This is a genomic window from Bradyrhizobium sp. 31Argb (assembly GCF_043638955.1).
Taxonomy (GTDB): Bacteria; Pseudomonadota; Alphaproteobacteria; order Rhizobiales; family Xanthobacteraceae; genus Bradyrhizobium.
Map to the genome: position 1 here is coordinate 1 of NZ_JBEGDB010000079.1, position 21,560 is coordinate 21,560.

Annotated in this window: 21 protein-coding genes and 2 pseudogenes; 15 read left to right on the plus strand and 8 right to left on the minus strand. The window is 60.8% G+C overall.

Going from position 1 to position 21,560, the window contains the following annotated elements; all coding sequences use genetic code 11:
* Positions 1 to 111 precede the first annotated feature (111 nt).
* The 3 genes from AAFX91_RS17345 to AAFX91_RS17355 are packed head-to-tail and all read right to left on the minus strand — an operon-like array spanning position 112 to position 2,654.
* Positions 112 to 1,101, minus strand: coding sequence for an ABC transporter substrate-binding protein (locus AAFX91_RS17345; RefSeq protein ID WP_394567232.1), 990 nt, complete (start codon positions 1,099 to 1,101; stop codon positions 112 to 114).
* Positions 1,102 to 1,125: 24 nt separating this feature from the next.
* A complete protein-coding gene (locus AAFX91_RS17350) occupies positions 1,126 to 1,887 on the minus strand; it encodes an ABC transporter permease (protein WP_394567233.1) in 762 nt (253 codons plus the stop codon).
* 2 nt (positions 1,888 to 1,889) lie between these two features.
* Entirely contained in the window at positions 1,890 to 2,654 is a 765-nt protein-coding gene (locus AAFX91_RS17355; protein WP_394567234.1) for an ABC transporter ATP-binding protein, read from the minus strand.
* A 254-nt stretch (positions 2,655 to 2,908) separates the two neighbouring features.
* On the opposite strand from AAFX91_RS17355, the gene AAFX91_RS17360 reads away from it, so the two are divergent.
* The 5 genes and pseudogenes from AAFX91_RS17360 to AAFX91_RS17380 all read left to right on the plus strand — a co-directional run bounded on the left by AAFX91_RS17360 (position 2,909) and on the right by AAFX91_RS17380 (position 8,900).
* Positions 2,909 to 4,174 (plus strand): ABC transporter substrate-binding protein, encoded by a 1,266-nt coding sequence (locus AAFX91_RS17360; RefSeq protein ID WP_394567235.1) that lies wholly within the window; start codon positions 2,909 to 2,911, stop codon positions 4,172 to 4,174.
* Positions 4,171 to 4,980, plus strand: a complete 810-nt coding sequence (locus AAFX91_RS17365; RefSeq protein ID WP_394567236.1) for an ABC transporter ATP-binding protein — start codon at positions 4,171 to 4,173, stop codon at positions 4,978 to 4,980. Before AAFX91_RS17360 ends, AAFX91_RS17365 begins: the two co-directional genes overlap by 4 nt.
* Complete coding sequence (locus AAFX91_RS17370) at positions 4,977 to 5,762, plus strand: ABC transporter permease (protein WP_394567237.1); 786 nt, start codon at positions 4,977 to 4,979, stop codon at positions 5,760 to 5,762. The genes AAFX91_RS17365 and AAFX91_RS17370 overlap by 4 nt, the downstream gene beginning before the upstream one ends.
* Positions 5,759 to 7,231 (plus strand): annotated as a pseudogene (locus tag AAFX91_RS17375) (amidase). Before AAFX91_RS17370 ends, AAFX91_RS17375 begins: the two are co-directional and overlap by 4 nt.
* A 283-nt stretch (positions 7,232 to 7,514) precedes the next feature.
* Positions 7,515 to 8,900, plus strand: coding sequence for an MFS transporter (locus AAFX91_RS17380; RefSeq protein ID WP_282528480.1), 1,386 nt, complete (start codon positions 7,515 to 7,517; stop codon positions 8,898 to 8,900).
* 1 nt (position 8,901) lies between these two features.
* Here the strand turns inward: AAFX91_RS17380 and AAFX91_RS17385 are convergent, their stop codons facing one another.
* Positions 8,902 to 9,117: an FAD/NAD(P)-binding protein gene (locus AAFX91_RS17385; RefSeq protein ID WP_394567251.1), complete on the minus strand. Its 216-nt coding sequence runs from the start codon at positions 9,115 to 9,117 to the stop codon at positions 8,902 to 8,904.
* Positions 9,118 to 9,313: 196 nt separating this feature from the next.
* Positions 9,314 to 10,324, minus strand: a complete 1,011-nt coding sequence (locus tag AAFX91_RS17390; RefSeq protein ID WP_394567238.1) for a DJ-1/PfpI family protein — start codon at positions 10,322 to 10,324, stop codon at positions 9,314 to 9,316.
* A 66-nt stretch (positions 10,325 to 10,390) separates the two neighbouring features.
* Between AAFX91_RS17390 and AAFX91_RS17395 the strand changes: the two genes are divergently transcribed.
* Positions 10,391 to 11,020, plus strand: coding sequence for an MSMEG_1061 family FMN-dependent PPOX-type flavoprotein (locus tag AAFX91_RS17395; protein WP_394567239.1), 630 nt, complete (start codon positions 10,391 to 10,393; stop codon positions 11,018 to 11,020).
* An 11-nt stretch (positions 11,021 to 11,031) separates the two neighbouring features.
* Entirely contained in the window at positions 11,032 to 11,796 is a 765-nt protein-coding gene (locus AAFX91_RS17400) for an MBL fold metallo-hydrolase (protein ID WP_394567240.1), read from the plus strand.
* A gap of 100 nt (positions 11,797 to 11,896) precedes the next feature.
* On the opposite strand, the gene AAFX91_RS17405 is transcribed toward AAFX91_RS17400, so the two are convergent.
* Positions 11,897 to 12,163: a hypothetical protein gene (locus tag AAFX91_RS17405; protein WP_394567241.1), complete on the minus strand. Its 267-nt coding sequence runs from the start codon at positions 12,161 to 12,163 to the stop codon at positions 11,897 to 11,899.
* 183 nt (positions 12,164 to 12,346) lie between these two features.
* Here AAFX91_RS17405 and AAFX91_RS17410 point away from each other — a divergent pair.
* The 5 genes and pseudogenes from AAFX91_RS17410 to AAFX91_RS17430 all read left to right on the plus strand — a co-directional run.
* Positions 12,347 to 12,478, plus strand: a pseudogene (locus AAFX91_RS17410) (antitoxin Xre/MbcA/ParS toxin-binding domain-containing protein); the annotation flags it as partial.
* Between the two features lie 7 nt (positions 12,479 to 12,485).
* Entirely contained in the window at positions 12,486 to 12,956 is a 471-nt protein-coding gene (locus AAFX91_RS17415) for an RES family NAD+ phosphorylase (RefSeq protein WP_394567252.1), read from the plus strand.
* Between the two features lie 263 nt (positions 12,957 to 13,219).
* A complete protein-coding gene (locus AAFX91_RS17420) occupies positions 13,220 to 13,687 on the plus strand; it encodes a hypothetical protein (RefSeq protein WP_394567242.1) in 468 nt (155 codons plus the stop codon).
* An 856-nt stretch (positions 13,688 to 14,543) separates the two neighbouring features.
* Complete coding sequence (locus tag AAFX91_RS17425; RefSeq protein WP_282532726.1) at positions 14,544 to 14,801, plus strand: nucleotidyltransferase domain-containing protein; 258 nt, start codon at positions 14,544 to 14,546, stop codon at positions 14,799 to 14,801.
* Positions 14,798 to 15,340 (plus strand): hypothetical protein, encoded by a 543-nt coding sequence (locus tag AAFX91_RS17430; protein WP_282532725.1) that lies wholly within the window; start codon positions 14,798 to 14,800, stop codon positions 15,338 to 15,340. Before AAFX91_RS17425 ends, AAFX91_RS17430 begins: the two co-directional genes overlap by 4 nt.
* Before the next feature lie 610 nt (positions 15,341 to 15,950).
* On the opposite strand, the gene AAFX91_RS17435 is transcribed toward AAFX91_RS17430, so the two are convergent.
* Positions 15,951 to 17,360 (minus strand): amidase, encoded by a 1,410-nt coding sequence (locus tag AAFX91_RS17435; RefSeq protein WP_394567243.1) that lies wholly within the window; start codon positions 17,358 to 17,360, stop codon positions 15,951 to 15,953.
* A 101-nt stretch (positions 17,361 to 17,461) separates the two neighbouring features.
* Between AAFX91_RS17435 and AAFX91_RS17440 the strand changes: the two genes are divergently transcribed.
* Positions 17,462 to 18,049, plus strand: a complete 588-nt coding sequence (locus AAFX91_RS17440; RefSeq protein ID WP_282532723.1) for a TetR/AcrR family transcriptional regulator — start codon at positions 17,462 to 17,464, stop codon at positions 18,047 to 18,049.
* Positions 18,050 to 18,356: 307 nt separating this feature from the next.
* Here AAFX91_RS17440 and AAFX91_RS17445 read toward each other — a convergent pair whose 3' ends face one another.
* The gene (locus AAFX91_RS17445; RefSeq protein WP_394567244.1) at positions 18,357 to 19,292 is read right to left on the minus strand and encodes a LysR substrate-binding domain-containing protein; all 936 of its coding nucleotides are present in this window, start codon (positions 19,290 to 19,292) and stop codon (positions 18,357 to 18,359) included.
* 166 nt (positions 19,293 to 19,458) lie between these two features.
* Between AAFX91_RS17445 and AAFX91_RS17450 the strand changes: the two genes are divergently transcribed.
* Together AAFX91_RS17450 and AAFX91_RS17455 are read left to right on the plus strand one after the other, a co-directional pair.
* Complete coding sequence (locus tag AAFX91_RS17450; RefSeq protein WP_394567245.1) at positions 19,459 to 20,676, plus strand: MFS transporter; 1,218 nt, start codon at positions 19,459 to 19,461, stop codon at positions 20,674 to 20,676.
* A gap of 115 nt (positions 20,677 to 20,791) precedes the next feature.
* Positions 20,792 to 21,553 (plus strand): SDR family oxidoreductase, encoded by a 762-nt coding sequence (locus tag AAFX91_RS17455; protein WP_394567246.1) that lies wholly within the window; start codon positions 20,792 to 20,794, stop codon positions 21,551 to 21,553.
* Positions 21,554 to 21,560 lie beyond the last annotated feature (7 nt).

Sequence of the window (21,560 nt, forward strand, 5' to 3'; positions counted from 1 at the left end):
CAAGGCTTCCTCCTAAAAGAAAGCCTTGAATCACGTTCAATCTGATTTGAGAATCCCAAGAGTCCACACGGCCTAGGGCTTTCATTGTGCTGATCATGAGATGCGATATCCTTACTTGAGTGTCTTGGACCGTTCGTAAGGTCCGGTAACGAACAGGTCGTCGTTGAGGTTGCCCTTGATGAAGCCGCCAGCGGCGAGCACTTCATGCTGGCGCTTCAGGCTGGCGATGTCGGAGGGCTCAAAGGCAACGCGGTTCATGGCGTCCCAGTTCTCGACATAGACGCTGGCATCCTTGGTGGGCAGGTTGGCGGTCTTCTCCAGAATGGTGACAACCTCGTCCTTGTGCGCTGCACCCCACGCCAGCGTGTCGCGCAGGGCTGCAATGACATTGGCGACCGTGTCAGGTTGGCTGGTGATCAGAGCCGTGCCCACTGCGCCGACGCCGTTGTAGGGCAGCGCGTCAGACTTTGTCAGTTTGCGCCATTCATCGACGAAGCTGCCGAGCTTCCTCACCTTCAGTTCGCCGTCGATCTGCGCGACCGTCACCGAGCGAAGCGCCGCGGCATCGACCTGCTTCTGGGCGAGGAATTGGACAAGGCGGGACTCATTGCCGCCGACCAAAGTGAAGTCTTCGCTCTTGATGCCGTAATTGTCCGACAGAACCGCGCTGGCGATGACGGCAACTGACGAGCCGGCGGGAGACATGCCGACCTTCTTACCTTTCAATTCAGAGATCGACTTGATCGGCGAGTCGCTCGGCACCACGATCTGAACGTCGGCGGGCTGCGTCGCGGTGAAGATCTTGATGGGCACGCCTTCCGCGGCGGTGCTGAAGACACCAGCGAGCGGTGCCCCGAAGGCCAGATCGATCGAGCCGGATGCGAGCGCACGCAGCGGCGCATTCACGTCCGGAAAGTGGACGAATTCCGCATTGATACCGCGCTGATGGAGGAAATCCTTGGACTGCAGCACTGAACCATAGCCGAGGCTCACGCCACTGGTCCAATAGCCGATGCGGACCTTTTGGCCGGCCTGTGCCGGCACTGTAACCGCGACGGCCACGACAGCCGCGGCCGCAAGCAGGAATTTTCGGAGCTTCATGGAGAGAGCCTCATGCCTAGAAGATCAAGATTTCCAACGGAACAGTGTGCGTTCCAGGGGTTTGAGCAAGCCGGCTTCGAGCGCCAGCATCAATGCGACCAGCAACAGCGTCCAGGCGAACACCTTGTCGCTCTGCACGAGGTCGGCGGCCTGGCGCAGGCGATAGCCGATGCCGTCGGATGATCCCAAAGTCTCGGCGACCAGCGACACCCGCCATCCGAAACCGAAGGCGAGGCGCGCGCCCGAGAAGAAGTGAGGCAGAATGCTCGGAAGGTAGACCTTGAAAAGAATCTGCGACTGCGACATTCGGAACGATCGTGCGAGGTCGACATATTGCCGGTCGACCGCCAGCGTTCCCTGCCAGACATTGGTGAGGATCAGTGGAAAGGCCGTCATGAATACGACGAAGACGGTCGTGGCGTCCGATATGCCGAACCAGATGATCGCGAAGATCGCCCAGATGGCCGACGAGACGGTGTTGAGAATGGCGAGGATCGGCTCGAAGAAGGTCGCGAGAGTGCGATTGGAGCCGAGGATGAGGCCAGCCAGTGTGCCGGTGACTGCCGCGATCGCGAAGCCGCCGAAGACACGGCTCATGGTAGCGCCGACATCGTGGCGAAACGTCGTGCTTTGCAGGAGGTCGCCGATGGCAGCGAGGACCTTGGCTGGTCCCGGCAAGACAAACGACGGCACCTTGCTTGCGGCATACCACCACAGCAAAGCGAGAGCGCCGAACAACAGGCAACGCTGCAGGAATACGCCAGTAAAGCGTGTCAACGAAGACATCTCTATGCCTCGATCCGCAACTGGCGGATCTGCTCGCTCACGACGGGGTCGGTTGGGATACGTGGACGCGGTAGGTCCAGCGTCCTGATGCTGCGGATGCGGCCCGGCCGCGGACTCATCATGACGATGCGATCCGCCAGCACCACGGCTTCTTCAATGTCATGGGTGACGAACAGAATCGTAATCCCGTGCATCCTTTGCAGGCGGATGACCTCGCCATGCATCTGGCTGCGCGTCTGCGGATCGAGCTTGGAAAATGGCTCGTCCATCAGCAGGATGCGCGGCTCAACGACGAGGCTGCGCGCAAGCGCAACCCTGCTGCGCATTCCGCCGGAGAGCTGGTGCGGCCACGATTTTGCAAAATCGGACAGACCAACGTGCGCCAGCATGGCCTCCGCCTTCGCGCGCCGCGTCGATCTGTCCATGTGCTGCGCCTCGAGGCCGAATGCGACATTGGCGCGGATGCTTCGCCACGGCAGCAGGCGATCTTCTTGGAACATGTAGGCGATACGATCGCGATCGCTTCGCAAATTGTTGACGGCGCCATTCACGCTGATCTCGCCGCAATCCGGCTGCAGGAGGTTCGCGATGATGTTCAGCAATGTGCTCTTGCCGCAGCCCGACGTTCCGATCAGTGCCACAACTTCGCCTGGCGAGACCACGAGTGAAATGTTTTCGAGAACCTTGAGCGCGTCGAAACTTTTCTCGATGCCATTCAACGCAATAGCGGGCGTTTTGACGTCGTGCGCAGGCAAGTGGAAGTTCATCAAATGGCTCGATGGGTGATGACGCAATCCTGAGACTGGAGGGCGCGGTGAGCCACACTTAGTCAAAAGATGCAGTTGCGAAAAGCAATCTCGCCGATCCGCGTGGAATAAGAACGATGCTTTCGGCTCTTGGACCTATCGAGTGATTTCGTTCGCTGTCTGCGACATGTGGGAGGAGAATATTCTCGGCCGATGCGGAGCACCATTGATGAAAGGCAAGCTCGGCGGAACACGAGTGTTCGTATCGCGCTTGAATGACCGGCTTTCATGCAGGTGGTCGTAAAACAATGCCGTGCACGTTAAGCGATTGCGTTGACGTGATACTTTTGTCATGCGAAATAATTGTTGTGAATCAAGGATTTAGCATGATTTCCTCTAAAGTGGCGGCGACGGTAGCAAATTGTTTCAAGGGCGAGCGGTTGCCGGGCACATTTTCCTTTCGGCGTTTTCCCACGATCATTTGGCTCGCCGCAGCAGGAGTTCTGGTCCAGGCGTCGCAGGCGCCGACACATGCGGCTGACCGCGTGAAAGTTGGTCTCGGCATCCCGCCAACGGTGACAGAAGGCAGCGTGCAATCCATTGCGGATGAACTCGGATTGTTTCGCGATGAAAATCTCGACGTCGAGTATGTGGTGCTCGCCGGTGCTGGCGCATTGCTGCCGCAACTCTTGCAGAAGAACATTACGATCGCACTGCCGCTTCCCGAGACGCTGCTTTCTGCGCATAAACCAGGGAGCGAGCCGTTGCCGGTCTCGTATTTCTACAATGCTGGTCCGAGGAATACGCTCGAGCTCGCTGTCAAGGCCGACTCTGATATTCGCACGATCGCCGACCTTCGCGGCAAGAGCATCGGTGTTGGCGCACTGACGTGGGGGACGATCCCGCAGACTCGTGCGTTGCTCCGTGCGGCAGGCTTGACGCCGGGCAGGGACGTGCAGATCGTTGCAGTCGGTGTTCTCGGCGCCGGCTTTCACGCGCTGCGCGAAGACCGCGTGCAAGCGTTGAACTTCAACAGCACATGGATCGACTTGCTGGAGCAGGAAGGCGTGGCCGCGCGCAGGCTCGCCTATCCGCCTGCGTTCCGCCAAACGGTGGTGAACGGATATATCGCGCACCGCTCGACCCTCGACGATAATCCGGGTCTGCTCGAGCGCTTCGGGCGCGCCTGGACCAAGGCGCTGGTGGTTTGCGATACCAACCCGCGCGCCTGTGTCGAGGCTTTTTGGCGAAAGAATCCATCGGCGCGGCCGCAGGGTGACGCCGCCGCGGCTCTGGCCGCCAATGTCCGTCTGCTGCAGCGATGGATCGAGCCATTGCTACGCGAGCCGGATGGCAAGGCGCGCGTGCCGGGCGCCTACGATCTCAGCATCATCCGCACCTATGTTGGCGAGATGCATCGCTATGGCGAATTCGCGTCCGAAGATATTCCTCTCGATGCCTATTTCAGCAACAAATTGGTCCCAGGCTTTGCCAAATTTGATCGTGACGCTCTCGTCGCCCGCGCTCGCGCGCTGCCATGACCGCTGTCGGACTTGAGGCGACGTCCCGGCCGGCGCTGGTTGCGCTGTCCGGCGTCCGCTTCTCATATCCGGGGCGCGCGAACGCTCCGGTGCTCGACGACTTGTCGCTTTCGGCGGAGGCGGGGGAGTTCCTTGCCGTGCTGGGCCCCTCCGGTGGCGGCAAGTCGACGCTTCTGAAGCTCCTCGCTGGACTTGCGATCGCGCAGGCTGGACGGGTGATGGTAGGCAACACGGAGATCCGTCGTCCGCATCGCGATGTCGGCATGGTGTTCCAAAGGCCGACATTGCTTCCGTGGCGTAATGTGCGTGACAACGTCTTGTTGCCCGTCGGCTTTGCCCGCAGCGCAAGCAGCGAGGAAGCGGCGCGCGCCGATCGCCTGCTTGAGATGACGGGGCTGCTCGAAAGTGCACACCTTTATCCCGACCAACTCTCCGGCGGCATGGCGCAACGCGTGGGGTTGGCGCGCATGCTTCTGCACGATCCCCGTCTATTGCTGCTTGACGAGCCTTTCTCCGCTCTCGATGCGATGACGCGCGAGCGGCTGTCGCTTGAACTTCAGCGCATCTGGATGACGGAGCGGCGGACCGCGATCTTCGTCACGCATTCGATACCGGAGGCGCTGTTCCTGGCCGACCGCGTCGTGGTACTCGCCGGGCGCCCCGCGCGCATCTTGGCGGACATCAAGGTCGATCTGCCGCGCCCGCGCACGCTTGAGACGATGGGAGGCGGGACATTCAATGCATTGGCGCTCGACCTGCGTCGTCTGTTCGACACCGTCGCGAGCAATAGTGGAGCGGCACGATGAAGTGGTTCAAGTGGCTGGTTCCGCCACTGGTGACACTATCGGTCATTCTCGCAGCATGGAGCTACGCGACCGGTCCCGGCGGCCTCCCGCCTTATTTGTTACCTGCGCCGTTGGCCGTGGCTCAAGCCCTGTGGTCGGGACTGGCCTCGGGAGAGTTTTGGCCACATGTTGTGTTCACCGTGTCGTCTACGCTCATTGGCTACGCGACTGGCTCAATCCTCGCGATCGTAGCGGGGGTGCTGGTGGCGGAAAGTCAACTCTTCGAGCGCTTCTTCTTTCCTTATATTGTGGCGATACAGGCCACTCCCAAGGTCGCGCTCGCGCCACTGATCCTCGTCTGGTTTGGTTTTGGTCTCGCGTCGAAAGTCGTTCTGGTCGCTCTGATCTGCTTTTTTCCGCTGCTCGTGAACACGATCGGCGGCATCCGCCGAACTGATCCGGAGCTGGTGGCGATGGCGCGGTCCTTCTCACGTCCATCCTGGTGGATATTTCTTCATATCAAGCTGCCGGCGGCCGCGGGCGCGATCTTCGCGGGCCTCGAGATCGGTATCGTGCTGGCACTCATTGGCGCTGTCGTCGGCGAGTTCGTCGCGGCCGAGCGCGGCGTTGGTTACCTGATCGGGGCGGCGACGGTGAACATGAACGTAGCTGCGATGTTCGCGGGCGTTCTCATCCTTGCCGTTTTCGGCGTCTTCAGCAGCTTCGTCGTTCGGGCGGTGCAAAGGCGCGTCGTATTCTGGGAATATGTGCCCAGTGATCTGCCAACCGGGGAGCGTCTATGACGTCACGATCCAGCAAGATCGATAAACGCCTCGCTTTTGCATCGGCGACTGAACTCCTCGCTCGGTTAAGAAACAAGGAGTTTTCGGCGAGGGCGCTGCTCGAATTTCATATCGAGCGGCTCGACAAGGTGAATGGCTCGATAAATGCCGTCATCTTCACTGACCTCGCCGCTGCACGTGCACGCGCCGACGAGGCGGACACCGCGACGGCGAAGGGCCAGACCTGGGGGCCGCTCCATGGGCTACCTGTCACCGTGAAAGAGAGTAACAATATCGCCGGTTGGCCGACGACCTATGGCGATCCCGCGCTGAGAGATTTCATTGCGCCGCGCAGCGCCGTGATTATCGATCGGTTGCGGTCCGCAGGCGCAATTATCTTCGGCAAGACGAACGTTTCGCTGAATCTGATCGATTGACAGAGCTATAATGCAATCTATGGTACCACGCGCAATCCGTGGGATCTCAGTAAAACCCCGGGCGGCTCGTCCGGAGGCGCCAGTGCTGCACTTGCTGCCGGACTGACGCCGCTTGAACTTGGTAGCGACGCCGGCGGGTCCATCCGCATGCCGGCTCACTTCTGTGGCGTGTTCGGTCATAAGCCGACGCCTGGAATCGTTCCCGATCTCGGCAACGAGCGCGCAGGCAGTCTGATCGGCAACGATCTTGTCACGAGTGGACCACTTGCGCGTTCGGTCGCCGACCTCTCGCTCGCTCTGAATATTCTGGCGGGACCGGCAGGCGATGCAGCCAGCGGATGGCGCCTCGATCTGCCAGAGCCGCGGGCGACCCGACTGAGGGATTTCCGCATTTCGATCGTCACTAATTCGCCGGTTGCGGAGGTTGACGAGCCCTATCGCGCGGCGATACGCGCTCTGGCTGCTCGATTGAGGGAGGAGCGCGCGAGCGTCGTCGAGGAGTCTCTCCCGTTCACCGATCATGCATCATACCATGCGACTTACGTGCAGCTGTTGCGCGGCTCCGCAACGGCCCGGCTGCCCGTTGCGGTATTTGACGATGCGGTACGCCGCAGCGAGGAGCAGGGAGCAAACGTCACTCCTTATGTCCTGCAGACGGCTCGGGCCTATGCGCAACGCCACCGCGATTGGCTCCTGGCCGAAGAGAGACGCGCGCACTTAAAGAGAGATTGGGCTGACTTCTTCGAACGGTTCGATGTGGTGATTGCACCGGCCACGGTCAGCGCAGCATTTCCGATTGACGAAGCGAAATCGCGCGAGGAACGCACGCTGCGGATCAATGGTCACGACGTGGATTACAACGACCAGCTCTTCTGGGCCGGCCTCGCAACGCTCCCGTCTTTGCCAGCAACAGCAGTGCCGATTGATTCGGTCAATGGGTTGCCGATCGGCGTGCAGATCATCGGTCCGCATCTGCACGATCGCACTACCCTTGCCTTTGCTTCAGAATTGGAGCGGTCTTATCCATTCGTCGCTCCTTCGGCTTTCAGCTAGTCGCCTGATGAGTCGATCTTCTTGACGCTCCTGGCGCATGGTGGACATCGGTTTACTCTAACGAAGATATCCGAGAGGAGGCTGTCAGCACCGAAGACCAGATGTGCCTCATAGGTGGCTATTAGAGATCGCGCTCTCAATGGTCGACATCGATCTGTAGGTGACAACGCGGCATGCTACTCAACTTTTCTGAATCGGCAGCTAACGGACAATAGCTCTATCGAGCCCTTCAATGGCAAGTGTCGGACAGGGCAAGTCAATCTAGTCTTCATGGAGACTTACCGTGCCCTATCGGGAACGAGAGCAATCTGCTCCCTCCGAGGCCACACCCATCGCTTTGGTTATCACAGCCACCAGCATCGGCTTTGCCGTAGTGCAATTGGATGTATCCATTGTCAATGTCGCTCTGGCTCAGTTGAGTATCGAACTCAATGCGAGCATTTCTAACTTGCAGTGGGTAGTAGACGCATATTCTTTGACATTCGCCGTGCTGCTTCTCTCGGCTGGAGCATTTGGCGATTGGCTGGGTGCTAGGCGAGCCTACTTAATTGGCCTTGCCATATTTGCGGTGGCTTCGGCTATTTGCGGAGCGGTCCAATCGGTTCAGCAGTTAATTGCGGCCCGCATAATGCATGGCATTGGCGCGGCTATATTGGTTCCTCCTTCGCTCGCTCTTCTCAATCACGCTTGCGCAAACAATACACGGTTGCGGGCTCGCGCTGTCGGCATCTGGACCGCAACCGCCGGAGTTTCAGTAGCTTGTGGCCCCATTGTTGGCGGGCTGCTGCTTAGTACGCTGGGCTGGCGCAGTATTTTTTTCGTTAACCTACCACTTTGTCTGCTAGGCGTAGCAACAACGGCGCGTCTCACGGAAGTCCCGCGCGACCGGCGACGATACTTTGACATAGGTGGGCAAATTTTCGCTGTTGTGGCGCTGACTTGTCTGATCGCGTCAGTGATCAAATCCGGTGCACTCGGCTTCTTTCACCCATGGGTATTTGGCGGTTTGGCATCTGCCGTCCTGTGCACACTGATATTCGTGTACATCGAAGGTAATGCGGCTTATCCGATGCTGCCTCTAAGTTTGTTTCGCCGCCCCAACTTTAGTCCGACCGTACTATTCGGCATTGCCATCAACTTCACTTATTACGGTCTGATATTCATCGTCAGCCTGTATCTGCAAAACGTTCAGGGCTACACTGCCGATCGAGCTGGATTTGCTTTCCTACCACTTACGGCTACCCTTATCGTGGCTAATCTGTTCAGCGGTTGGATGGCTGGTCAGTATGGTGATCGCAGACCAATGGTGTTGGGTGCGCTTGTTTGTGCTGCTGGCTTTGCCCTGTTGCTGCAACTCGATTCGCAAAGCAGCTATTTCGCTATGCTGCTACCGTTCCTTGCGATTCCAGCCGGTATGGGTCTGGCTGTCCCAGCGATGACCAACGCGATGCTGTCCAGTGTGGAAAAAAGCTGGTCCGGCACGGCTTCCGCGGTGCTCAACTCTGCGCGACAGGCAGGGGGAGCTATCGGCGTGGCCGTCTTCGGCGCGCTGATTGCTGGTGGTAACGAACACATCGTGCCAGGGATGCATGCTGCCGCCGTGCTTTCAGCAGCTATGCTTGTTGTCGCCGCCGCTATTGCTTGGATTGGCATCGTCCGAACAAGGTAAGTCACCATTCCAAGAGAGGGCGCGCGCACTCTCTTTCGAGCGGGAATTGTTGTTGCTCGATGAGCCGATGAGCGCACTTGATGCATCCTTGCGGCGCGATTTGGCCGCGGACGATTTCGGGCCGCTTCTCGATCAGCGTTGCGCGGAAGTTGGACGGGGACGTCGTCAGCAATTGAAAGGCCAGCAGGACGCCGCGGGCGCCACTACCTATGACAATCGCGTGCCACCCTCCGGACCCATCGTGCCGCCCCCGTTATGATTGATCGGTCAACGTCGCAGGACTGCGGTTAGTTCTATGGCTCAAATGCGTTGATCGTCGGACAAGGGTGATGTTTTTGCTCAGCCCGATCGGAAGCGGTCGTTTGCCATCGAAATGACTTTCGGTAGAATTACTTTATCTGCTGGCCTGGTCGCTATCGCGCCGGCGCCCGAAAAGCAGCCCGGTAGAGCGCGGGGCTGGTGCCAAGGCGTGTCCTGAAATGGTGCCTCATCGCATCCGCCGAGCCGAATCCGGTCTCCGTCGCGACGGTTTCAATCGGGAGCCGTGTTCCCTCCAGGAGCTCGCGTGCTTTGGCCACGCGCGCCTGTACGACCCACTCGCCCGGCGACATGCCGGTGGCGTCCTCGAACCGGCGGATGAAGGTGCGACGGCTCATCCTTGCTCGCGACGCCAGATTTGCGATGGTCAGGTCGCGGTCGAGATGGCGTTGGGCCCAGACAAATATCGAGGCGAGGACATCACCTTCAGCCTTGCGAACCGGCTGCGGAATGAATTGCGCCTGTCCTCCGTCGCGGTGCGGAGCAATCACGAGCCGCTGCGCGACACGATTGGCGATCTCGGCACCATAGTCCCGGCGCACGATGTGGAGGCATAGGTCGAGCCCCGCGGCGCGGCCGGCCGAACTCATGACATTGCCGTCCTCGACATAGAGCACGTTGGCGTCGACTTGAATATGCGGATATCTCCGTGCAAGGGTCTCAGTATGCGCCCAATGCGCGGTGGCGCGCCGGCCGTCGAGGAGCCCTGCCGCGGCAAGGATGAAGGCGCCGGCGCAGATCGAGGCTATCCGCGCGCCGCGCCGGTGCGCGCGCCTGAGCGCCTCGAGCAAGACCGGAGGTGGGGAGTCCACGATATCGAGCGAGCCCGGCACGATGATCGTGTCGGCGCGGAACAATGTCCGGATTCCTCCGTCGACAATGACCTTGAGACCGTTATTGGCCTTCAAGGGCTGTCCCGGTCGTTCCGAGCAGATCACGACACGGTACCAGTTGGTCGCCATGCCGAAGACCTCGACCGCCAGGCCAAGCTCGAAGGCGTTGACCCCGTCATAGGCGAGCACGGCCACGGTTTGCTTGCGCCGTGACGTATCGGACCTGCTGGAACGGGTCGCTGGGTTTGGCATTATTTTTACGATAGCCGGCATTCGTGCCACTGGTCAACGGCTCGGACATGCCACAGCTTCCTCGGCGTTTGAGGAGCCTGTCGTCCGATGCTTGAAGATCTGACTTATCTCGCCGGGACCGACGAACTGCGGCCGCCATATGCGCAGCCTTCCGCCCTAGTTCGCGCCAAGCAGCTCGATCGGCTCGATGCCCATTGCTGCCGTTTCATTGCGAAGTCGCCACTGGTGATCGTCGGCTCATCCCATCCCGCACGCGGCCACGACGTGAGCCCGCGCGGCGATGCGCCCGGCTTCGTCCGCATCCTCGATCCGCAGCATTTGGCCATTCCGGATCGACCCGGAAACAACCGCCTCGACACGATCGAAAACCTCTTCACTGATTCCTCCATCGGTCTGTTGTTCATCATACCGGGCGTTGACGAGTTGCTCCGCGTGAACGGAACGGCACGCCTGACACGATCGCAGCCGCTGCTGGACTCGATGGCGGTGCGCGACAGGGTGCCAAAACTCGCAATCGTCGTCATCGTGCAGGAGGCATTTCTCCATTGCAGCAAGGCGCTAAAGCGCGCGCGGTTGTGGAGCGGCGAGTATCGCCTCGACCGCTCGGAGTTTCCGACGCTTAGCCGGATACTGGCGGACCAGACGGGACCATCAGGCGTGAGTGTCGTCGATATCGAGGCCCGCATCGACGCCGACGCGCGCAACAACCTCTATTAAAGGAGACGATGATGAAGTTCAGGCTCTTGCGCAATGCGACCCTGAAGCTGGACATTCTGGGCAGATCGGTGCTGATTGATCCATTCTTTGCGCCGAAGGGCTCCCGGCCCTCCTTCACCGGGCGCGCCCCTAATCCGCTCGTCGACCTACCGATGAGCCCGGAGGAGATCCTCGATGGGGTCGAACTCGTCGTTGTATCGCACCTGCACGCCGACCATTTCGATCCTATCGCGCAGGAGCTGGTGACAAAACATCTTCCGTTGATTTGTCAGCCCGGCGATGAAGACAGGATCCGGGCTCATGGATTCAGCAACGTCACACCTCTCGTCGATACAGTTAATTGGCAAGGCATCCGCTTCCAGCGGCGCGAAGGCAGCCATGGTTTGGGGCCGGTCGTGCAGAAGATGGGATCCGTGATGGGCTTTACCATGACGGCGAAGGACGAGCCGTCACTGTATTGGGCAGGCGACACCGTGCTTTATCCGGCGGTCGAGGCTACTATCGTGGAAAGCCGACCGGAAATCATCGCCATCCACCCCTGCGGAGCAAAATGGGATGGTGATCTCATCACGATGGATGCCGCGGAAGCAGTCGCGACATGCCGGCTCGCGCCCGACGCGGTGGTGATCGCAACACATATGGAGGCCCTGGATCATGCGACTGTAAGCCGGGACGACCTGCTGAAATACGCGCGCAACGAGGGGATTGGACCGCAGCAGTTGCTGGTCCCGCAGGACGGCGATCAGTTGACTTTGACCGCCGGCAGGAACGGATGATTGCTAGTCTCGGTATTGATGGCTCGCCACGTCGGTGTTGCATCGACGATTGACACGCGCTCGAAAGATCGGGTGCGATCTGCACTTTGGGGTATCGATCTCATAGCTTCTTGCAGACACGACTCACCAGTTCGCTGAACCAGCGCAGCGTCGGGTCGTTCATGGCGCGGCGCGTGTGGAGAAGGTCAATAGTAAATCTCTCCGCGCCATAGGGAATAGGAACGACCGATACTCGCGCGACTGCTGCGAAGCGGAAGCCGATTCGCTCAGGCATGGTCGCCAGGAGATCGATGCCGGCCACTGCAAACGGCACTGCGACGACATGAGCGAGTGTGGTGCGTCGTTTGCGTCCGTGTCGGGCCAGCATCGTTCGTGCTGAGCTCGGCCTTCTGTTTGGCGCGCTTGGCGTCGCGGACGATGTGTGTCGCTTCATCATAAATGCGGCTCAACGATGATCGAAGCTTCTCCCTAGGCCACCTTGATACGAGATCGACGATAACATCCTGAAACTGTTCGAAAATAGCGGCTTCCATTCCTTGATCTCTCACACCGCGACTTTCTGTTCCGGCCGCATCCCGTGATCGAGGACAAGCGGCCCATCGACGTCGTCATCCAAAGCGAATTCGGGGCCGAGTTGGTCATCGATATTCTCGGCCGTCTGAAATACGGCACAGCCGCGTGACGCACAGATTCTCGATCGCGGCCTAACGTGTTTTCGCATTGGCGACCCTGCCGGCGCTTATCCCATCTTCGACGCGACAGACTCGACGATCGCGCCCGGGCGCTGGAACACCATCGGCAGCCCGATGATTTATGCAAGCGAGCACTATTCCACGGCTCTGCTCGAGAAGCTTGTGCATGGCAGCGGCGCGCTGCCGCCGAACCAGCATTTCATCACCATTACCATTCCACGTGGAATGACCTACGAGGTCTTTTCACCCCCCTCACTCCCCGGCTGGGACCAGATGCCGGCAACGGTCAGCAAGCGTTTTGGCGAGGCTTGGTGTCTCGAAAAGAGGAGTCTCATCTTGATGGTGCCGAGCGTCGTCGCGCGGGTTGACCACAACATGCTGATCAATCCCGCCCAGCCCGAATTCCGTCACATCACCACGACCCCGCACGAGCCGGTGTTTTGGGATCGCCGGCTGTTCGGCGCCTAGACCGCGGCTGACCGCAACTCCTGGGCCAGCGAGCGCGACAGAGACGGATTCCGGGACTCGGCTTTCAGGAAAAAGCCGGAACGTCCTCACTGCAGGAAAAAAACAAGTATAATCCATGCCAGGTAGAGAATTAGGGGCAGGTTGGCATCGTAGCCCTGCATGCGACCCACAGCGGCTAGACCAGACGTGCACCTCATTAGAGGCGGTTCTTTCCTATGACACTCGCATCGCTTGGTCCAATAGACCTGCCTCCGGTGGGAGCAATGGTCATCGGCATCGTGGTGCTTTTGATGGGTGTTGTTGCCTACGAAAATTGGCGGGTGATGCGGAGGAAAGACCGGTCCAGCTTTCACGGAGTCGGGTTAAGTGACGCGAAGCCAAGACACCGTCCTTGGCAAGAGATGTCGTCATCGATGCGGGTGCTACGCGCGATCCTGCTCGCGAGTTCGGCGGTGGCCCTAATGTCGCTATGCACGGTCGGTTTCATTGAAACGGTTGCCATGAAACAGCCTAAGTTCGCTGACGCCGAGTTCGTTCACCCTCACAACATTAAAGGGGGTACGCACTTCTTCACGGACAGGCAGGAACGTATTCATGCTGTAGCGAAACCACTGATGATTGGTTTCGGGGCAGCTACTCTCGTTCTCATAGTGGTCCTTCGGCGCGATGACGAGAATTGGAGAGGGCGGAAACAGCGGGATTTACTGGATCGCCTCGCTACCAAGGAGTAGCGGCTAATATTCGTCTGAGGCTGAGAGCGGGATTCCAAATGCCGGGCATCCGACGTCGCTTCTTGGCCCGGAACTGAAGATCCTTTCGTCCGTCCTGGATGCCGGCTTGTCGAGGTAAAGCGGACATAGGTCCGATTGATCGAAGTTCGTCCTCGACCCGCGACATCCCAAATGAAAAGCCCCGCCATCGCTGGCGGGGCTTTATGTGTTTCAGGCTAGGGGACCTACTTTGCCCACTGCAGGGCCGGGCATAGTTCGTACCCTAGTGCGGCGCTAACCTGCGGAAATTACTGCGTCGGATTTCGTGAATTCTGGATTATCGAACGTCGAGCCGGGCAAAGAGCGTCCCCCGATATCGATGCTGGCCGGCGCTTCATACATGCCGCAGAACGGCATCTTTCTTGATCTTGGGGCCGACTGCCTGCGTACCCGGTGAGCAGATGCGCGGCCGCGTTCCCCGCGATGGGAAGCCGCGCATCGTCGTTAACGGCACCTCAGGAAAACGGAGCCGGTGAAGCCGAAAAGCAGAAGCGAGCAGTCCCCTGGCAGGCGACCCCCTGACGTCATTCTGGACGAGGCCTTGATCGAAGAGGCCAAGATCGCTCGATCCGGGATGAGACGGACGTGTCGCTGGCCTGAGGAATTGTTCCGGGGCTGGCTGTCGGGGCTGTATCGGCTGAAAGCGGTAATCATAGCTGTCAGACGGGGATCGGTGCTCTTTCTTGTTTCTGACCGGTTGTTTATATTTGAGAGTGCAGGCGTATTTCGATGAGAACAACCGATGTCCCTGATCGTGACCGTTGCCGAAAGGAAGGCTCGTGAGACCGCGAGGCGTCGCGCCGCGGTTGATCGCGTCATGTCCGAGATGAAGGCATTCGGCGCCGAACACGGCGGGAGGTTCTTCATCTTCGGTTCTGCCGCCGAGGACAGGATGAAGTTCGACAGCGATCTGGATGTCATTGTCGACTTCCCGGCCGAGCGCGAAGCGGAGGCCCTCGACTTTGTCGAGGACGCCTGCCGCAGGCAGAATCTGCCGGCCGACATCCATCTGAAATCAAGGTCCAGCAGTGGATTTTTGGATCGCATCCGTAATCACATGATCCAGGTGCCATGAGCGACTCCAGATGGACTGACGTCGACAGGGATATCGACGACGCGCTGAGACACCTCGGCATGGCGCTCCGGATCTTCGACGCCGGCGGTTTCGACGCGCCGGATCTTGAGGGCTACAAGAGCTCGACCTCGTTTATGCACGCGATGGCCACCGGTTACACATCCGTCGAAAACGCTGTGAAACGAATTCTCGACATCTTGGGTGAGACGCCACCGTCGGGCGAAGCTTGGCACCGGGACCTTCTGGAGCGCGTCGCGAGACCCATGCCGGGGACCAACGCGAGGCCTGCCCTTTTCGACGAAGAGATGCGGCGCGACCTCCTCGAATGCCTGAGAATGCGCCATCGCGTCCGGCATAGCGACTACGACGAGTTCGTTCCAACCAAGGCCGAGCCGACGGTTGACGCCGTGCGGCGGGTCATCAAACGCATCAAGCAGACCATCGCACAGTTCAGGAAAAAGATAGACCCGGACCCGAGCGACGAAAACGACGGTGGGGACGGAGCCGGGGGCGGCGCATCGGGCGGCCCCCCGATCTAGCTGGCATATGCTGATCGAGATAAGAACCCCGCCGTCGCCGGCGGAGGTTTTATCTTTCCTAGCGAGGGGATCTACTTTGCCCCATTAGGGCACAAACTTGTAGGGGACCAACTTTGCCCACCACTGCACTGCAGCGGGGGGCAAAGTACGTCCCCAGCTCCTCTCCAAAACATTGAGATTGCAGACGCTGGATTCCGGCAACGAGCCGTAAGCTAGGACCGCCGATTGCGGCACCGAGCAAACTACGTCCCCCAGCTGGGCCGCTAATGACTGGAATCGCATCGTCTGGACTCCCATAGTCGGCAAGCAGATGCGAGGCAGTGAGCAAAGTACGTCCCCTAAGACCGAGACTTCGCCAGATCATCGGCTTCGGACCGAGCTTGTGGGGGCCTTCGAGCGTCGCTTTTGACCCTAAGCGACATTGTCGAGCTTCAACCTGACTACTTCCGGATCACTGGTCGGAATGATCACGATGCCCGGGCGGGGACCAAGGAAGAACCGATGAGACAGCGCAAACTCCGACTTCCGGTCGATTGTTGATTCAGCTAACGCCGGCATCGCGACGGAGTCGCACGATGCCGGCGCTCGCGTTCGGTTAGAGGCCTTCTTCTCAGAGGTTCGGATGCAGGTCTCGCACGGTGCTCACGCTTTCGAGTAGGGAGGCAAGATGCAGGATGGTCGACTCGGCGAGCCAGCTTCCGACGAGTTGCACGTTGATCGGCAGTCCTTCCTTACTGGTGCCGAACCGCATCGACAGCCCGGGCAAGCCGGTGACATTGAGCGGCACGGTCGCGCCTTGGAGGTAGGTGGCGTCCACGATCTTGCCGTTGATGACGAACTCTGCGGTGCCATGCTTGTGGGCCGGGATCGGCAGGACCGGGGTGATCAGCGCGTCGTATGTCCTGAAATAGTTGGCATAGCCGTCGCGCAGCCGCTCGGCGGCCTGCTCCGCGTCGATGTAGTCCTTCATGGACGTGTCGGGCAGCGAGAGCATGGTCTTGGCCATTTTATAAAGCTCGTCCTGGCTGCGGCCGGCGGTTGCCTCCGCGAATGCAGGCTTCATCTCCATCACGTGAAGGCGGTTGAACACGTCGAGGGCGAAGTCGCGCTCGAGCGCCGGGATGCGCACCGGCTCCACGAAAGAGCCCAGGTCCTTGAGCGCGTTGGCGGCCGCCTTCACCGTGGCGGCGACCTCGGGGTCGACCGGCCCGAAGCCGGGCTCGACCAGCCAGCCCACCCGGAGCTGACGATGGGGCGAGCGCCCTAGGCCGGCATCGAACTGCGCGGTGCTCGTTGCGAAAGCGTCTTGGCCGTCAGGGCCAGCCAGTTGCGAGAAGGCGAGCGCGAGGTCGCGGACATTGCGTGCCATGGGACCAACATGCCAGAAGCGCCGCGGCGCGCGCGGCCAGATTCCAGTCATGGGTACGCGCCCATGCGTTGCCTTGAGGGAGACGATGCCGGTTTGCGCGGCCGGACCGCGCACCGAGATCGCAAGGTCGGTCCCCAGTCCCAGCGGCGACATGCCCGCCGCGATGGCCGCGGATTCACCGCCGCTCGAGCCCCCAGGCGTGCGGGTCAGATCCCAAGGATTATTCGACCTGCCGGAGAGCAGATTGTCGCTTTCGATCCAGTAGGAGAACTCGGGGAGGTTCGTCTTTGCGAGCAAGATGCCGCCCGCCTTCTTCATGCGCGCGACGCTGGTCGCGTCGATCTCGGGAACGCGTCCCTTGAAGATCGGCGAACCGCGCTGGGTCGCCACGCCCGCAGTGTCGATCGAGTCCTTCACCGTGAAGGGCACGCCATGCAGCGGCCCAAGCTCCTCGCCGGCGACGATCGCCTTCTCCGCCACCTTGGCGGCTTCGAGCGCACCGTCCGCAACCGTAACGATCGCGTTGATCTTCGGGTCCACGGCCCCGATGCGGTCGAGATGTGCCTGCACGACCTCCACTGGCGACAGCTCCTTGGTGCGGATCAGTTCGGCCAGCTTGGTCGCGTCGGAATAGATGATGTCGGTCTTCATGGGTCGTTACCTACCTAACACTTGGTAGATTGCGGATATCTCTTTCAAAACCCAGCGTCAAGCCCTATCTAACGCTTGGTAGGTAACCCCAGGGGTGTTCTTTGAGCGCAAATTCACGAGAGGCGATCTTGGCAGCGGCTAGGCGGACGGCGCAGGCTCATGGCTATAGCGGCCTGAACTTCCGCGATCTCGCGGCCGAGGTGGGTATCAGAGCCCCGAGCATCTACCACCACTTCCCGAGCAAGGCCGATCTCGGCGCGGCTGTAGCGAAGCGTTATTGGGAAGATACGGCCGCCGAACTGGACGCCATGTCGGCGGAATGCGCCGACCCGCTGCGCTGTCTGCAAGCATATCCCAGCATCTTCCGAAGATCGCTTGAGAGCAGCAACCGTCTGTGCCTTTGCAGCTTCATGTCCGCCGAATACGACGACCTCCCGGTAGAGGTTCAGAAGGAGGTGCAAGCTTTCGCCGACGTCAACGTCGCGTGGCTGAGCAGAACTCTTGTCGCAGCGGGCTTGATCGGACGTGAGGAGAGCGAAGCCCGAGCCCGCTCGATCTTCGCCGCCGTCGCGGGGGCCCAGCTCATGGCGCGCAGCCGCTCGGACATCTCACTGTTCGATGCACTCATCGATGGCTATCGAGCTGCTGGTCTCCTACCGGGCGGAAAGAAAGGATCTCGTGCATCGTAGAGCTCTGGCGGCAGTTTTCATGTCGCCTTTTGGGCCCATAGCCGAAACCCGGATTGAAGATCACCACGTCAGCTCACGGGGGTAGACCGGAGGTTGCTCAGGGCGGCGCCAAATGCCTCTTGTGATCCGAAGCTGACATTTGCATTGGCAAGAGTTTCTTGACCGACGTTGTAGCATGTCCAGCTCGGGTCCGGGATTTGCACAAAACCGAAATCCGGACCAGCGGCAATGATCCATACGAGCTCTGAAGAACAGCCTCTGCAAAACGTTCGAGGGTTTTGCCAATCCAAGCGGTACGATCTGTTCATCATGCGGCCGTTGTGTTGCCGGCGGATTGCTGCCCTTCTTGTTCCAACCAATCGCAAAACACCGCCGTCTGTGAGCCGCTTTCGCTCCCCGCGGGCAAGTAGGCGAAGTAGCTCCTGGCCGGAAGACTGACATCGGGAAACGGCGCGATCAGGCGGCCGGCCGCAACGTCATCGCCGATCAGGGCGGTCGGTCCCATCGCCACGCCCAAACCATCGATCGCCGCCTGAATGGTCAGGAAGAAATGATCGAATGTCAGCGTCGCCGTCGGGGTGACGCGAGGCTGTCCGGTTTGCACCAGCCAATCGTGCCATAGCCGCGGCATCGACGTGACGTTCAGCAACGTGTGCTGCGCGAGATCGGAAATGTCCTCCAGCGGCAGCTTCGCGACCAGTGCGGGGCTGCAGACCGGCAACCGGCGCTCCGAAAGAAACAGCCGGGACGTGAAGCCGTGAAACGAATCCGGGCCGCCGCGGATGACCACGTCGAACGTGTCGGCAAGCGCGTCGATCGGGTCGTTTGACGTGGTGAGGTGGACCTCGATGTCGGGTCGCTCGTCGCGAAAGCGGCTCAGCCGGGGAAGAAGCCAGCGCATGCTGAACGTCGCCAGCGCGTTGACGCGCAGCACGGCCGCCGGCGCTTTGCCGCGTGTCGCGCGATGGCGCTGGACAGCGGACGAAATGCGGTCGAGCGCCGGGCCGATCTCCTCGAGCAGCGCCGTGCCGGCGGGTGTGAGCGTGACCCGCCGCGTCGATCGCCAGAACAGCGCGGGCGCTCCCAGCCGATCCTCAAGGAGGCGCACCTGCTGACTGATTGCACCATGCGTCACGCCCAATTCGATCGCCGCTTCCTTGAAGCTGCCAAGGCGAGCTGCCGCCTCGAAAGCGCGAACGGCGTTGAGCGGTGGCAAGGTCCTGCGCTGGACGGGAATACTCATTAGATAGAAATCCTAACTCATAGCTCGATTATTACTGATTTGTGACGGTCGCCTCAATAGTCCAGAGTGAATCCGTCGCGGCACACCAGCGCATCGGCGGTCCGAAACGGATCGTGGTATAGATTTTCTATCACCGAAGGAGCTCCCCGGAAGCGGAGGAATCGACATGAACGACGCAGCGATGGCGGCTGCGAGCCGTCCGCGCGAAACCGCATCAGGCTCATCGGCCCCGGCGAAATCGCGCAGCCTGCTGGCCGCGTGCCTCACCCACGCGCTCCATGACGGCTATACCGACGGTCTCTATGCCTTCCTGCCGGTCTGGCAGGCGCAGTTCGGCCTGTCCTATGCGGCGCTCGCCGTCGTGCGCGCACTGTATTTCGGGACGATGGGGGGCATGCAGATCCCGGCCGACCGAGCTGTTCGCGGCTTGTCGCCGCGCGCGGCGCTGATCCTGTCCACCGTCGCTGCGGCGGGGGGCTTGCTGATCATGGCTCTGCCGTTCGGCTTTGCGGGTCTTTGCGTCGGCCTCGTCGTGGCCGGCATCGGATCAAGCATCCAGCACCCACGTGGTTCGATGCTCGTGACCGACAGCTATGGCACTGCGTCGCGACGTCCGCTCGGCATCTACAACTTTTCCGGCGATCTCGGAAAAGCCGCGTTGCCGGCGCTTGTCGCGGTGCTGCTGCCGATCTTCGCCTGGCAATCGGTGTTGGGCTTGATGGCGGTGCTTGGAATCGTCCTGGTGGTCGCGCTGGTGTCGCTGGCACCGGCGGCTTCCGTCACGAGGAATGTCACGGGAGAGGCGACGTCCGGCCGCGGCCGCGGCGGCTTTCGCATCCTCACGACGATCGGCGCGCTCGATACGGCGACCCGCATGGGATATCTGCTGTTTCTGCCCTTCCTCATCCATGGACAGGGCGGGGATTTGCCGGCCGTTGGAGTCGCGCTTGCCCTACTGTTCATCGGTGGCGCGTTCGGCAAGGCGACATGCGGCTGGCTCGGCGAGCGGCTGGGTGTCGTCGCCAGCGTCATGGTGACCGAGGCCGCAACCGCCTTGCTCATCGTGGCGACCCTGTTCACGCCACTGACGCCAACGCTCATCCTGCTGCCGTTGCTCGGCATCGTGCTGAACGGCACCTCTTCGGTGCTCTATGGCACCGTGCCGGAGCTTTCCGAAGGCGATACGGGGCCGGCTTTCGCGGTCTTCTATACGAGCGTCATCGGCGCAGGAGGTCTTGCGCCGATCCTCTACGGCGCGATTGCCGATCACAGCAGTCGGACGATCGGCGTGCTGGCCTCGGCTGCGACTGCTGCTCTGATCGTCCCGCTTGTGCTGGTGCTGCGGCCCCATCTGCGCGGCTCGGCCGCGGGATCGCGCGAGTAGTCCGTTTGATTGCAGTGCCGGATGGGCGGCGGAACGGCCAAAGCCGCCGCGCCGTCCGTATTCGACCGGTCACCGTCCTGGATCATCATCCCATCACCACATGGAGGTTCGCTCAATGGATACGATCTCGCAGGCGCCGCTCATTCTGATAACAGGTGGAAGTCGTGGCGTCGGCGCGGCGACCGCGCGGCTTGCTGCCGCACAGGGCTACGATGTCGCGATCAGCTTCGTCTCCAACGAAGCTGCCGCCCTTGCAGTGGCGGCTGATGTGGAAGCCGCGGGGCGCCGGGCGTTGCCCGTGCGCGCGGATAGCGCGGATCCGGAGCAGGTGGCACAGCTCTTCGCGGCGATCGACCGGGAGTTCGGCCGGATCGATGTGCTGGTGAACAACGCTGCGGTCCTTGCGCGGCAGTCCCGGCTGGAGGATCTCGGTTTCGAGCGGATGCAGCGGATCTTCGCCGTCAACGCGATCGGCCCCATTCTCTGCGCACAGCAGGCCGCGAAGCGGATGTCCTATCGTCACAACGGGCGGGGCGGCTCCGTGATCAACGTCTCATCGGCGTCGGCCCGGCTCGGCAGTCCGGGTGAATATGTCGACTACGCCGCGTCGAAGGGCGCGCTGGAGACATTCACGACCGGTTTCGCCAAGGAGGTCGCGCGCGACGGAATTCGCGTCAACTGCATTCGCCCCGGACACATTTACACCGAAATGCATGCGAGCGGCGGAGAGCCGGGGCGGGTAGATCGCGTCAAGGACTCGATCCCGATGGGACGAGGCGGGCAGCCTGAAGAGGTGGCGCGCGCGATCCTGTGGTTGGCCGGCGCCGAGGCCTCGTTCATCACCGGCACGTTCCTCGATGTCACTGGCGGCAAGTGAGTAACAG

Coding starts and splice junctions, on each gene's coding strand:
- AAFX91_RS17345 (WP_394567232.1), bottom strand. CDS start 1,101: ATGAAGCTCCGAAAATTCCTGCTTGCGGCCGCGGCTGTCGTGGCCGTC.
- AAFX91_RS17350 (WP_394567233.1), bottom strand. CDS start 1,887: ATGTCTTCGTTGACACGCTTTACTGGCGTATTCCTGCAGCGTTGCCTG.
- AAFX91_RS17355 (WP_394567234.1), bottom strand. CDS start 2,654: ATGAACTTCCACTTGCCTGCGCACGACGTCAAAACGCCCGCTATTGCG.
- AAFX91_RS17360 (WP_394567235.1), top strand. CDS start 2,909: ATGACCGGCTTTCATGCAGGTGGTCGTAAAACAATGCCGTGCACGTTA.
- AAFX91_RS17365 (WP_394567236.1), top strand. CDS start 4,171: ATGACCGCTGTCGGACTTGAGGCGACGTCCCGGCCGGCGCTGGTTGCG.
- AAFX91_RS17370 (WP_394567237.1), top strand. CDS start 4,977: ATGAAGTGGTTCAAGTGGCTGGTTCCGCCACTGGTGACACTATCGGTC.
- AAFX91_RS17390 (WP_394567238.1), bottom strand. CDS start 10,324: ATGCCGGCTATCGTAAAAATAATGCCAAACCCAGCGACCCGTTCCAGC.
- AAFX91_RS17395 (WP_394567239.1), top strand. CDS start 10,391: ATGCTTGAAGATCTGACTTATCTCGCCGGGACCGACGAACTGCGGCCG.
- AAFX91_RS17400 (WP_394567240.1), top strand. CDS start 11,032: ATGAAGTTCAGGCTCTTGCGCAATGCGACCCTGAAGCTGGACATTCTG.
- AAFX91_RS17405 (WP_394567241.1), bottom strand. CDS start 12,163: ATGCTGGCCCGACACGGACGCAAACGACGCACCACACTCGCTCATGTC.
- AAFX91_RS17420 (WP_394567242.1), top strand. CDS start 13,220: ATGGTCATCGGCATCGTGGTGCTTTTGATGGGTGTTGTTGCCTACGAA.
- AAFX91_RS17425 (WP_282532726.1), top strand. CDS start 14,544: ATGTCCGAGATGAAGGCATTCGGCGCCGAACACGGCGGGAGGTTCTTC.
- AAFX91_RS17430 (WP_282532725.1), top strand. CDS start 14,798: ATGAGCGACTCCAGATGGACTGACGTCGACAGGGATATCGACGACGCG.
- AAFX91_RS17435 (WP_394567243.1), bottom strand. CDS start 17,360: ATGAAGACCGACATCATCTATTCCGACGCGACCAAGCTGGCCGAACTG.
- AAFX91_RS17445 (WP_394567244.1), bottom strand. CDS start 19,292: ATGAGTATTCCCGTCCAGCGCAGGACCTTGCCACCGCTCAACGCCGTT.
- AAFX91_RS17450 (WP_394567245.1), top strand. CDS start 19,459: ATGAACGACGCAGCGATGGCGGCTGCGAGCCGTCCGCGCGAAACCGCA.
- AAFX91_RS17455 (WP_394567246.1), top strand. CDS start 20,792: ATGGATACGATCTCGCAGGCGCCGCTCATTCTGATAACAGGTGGAAGT.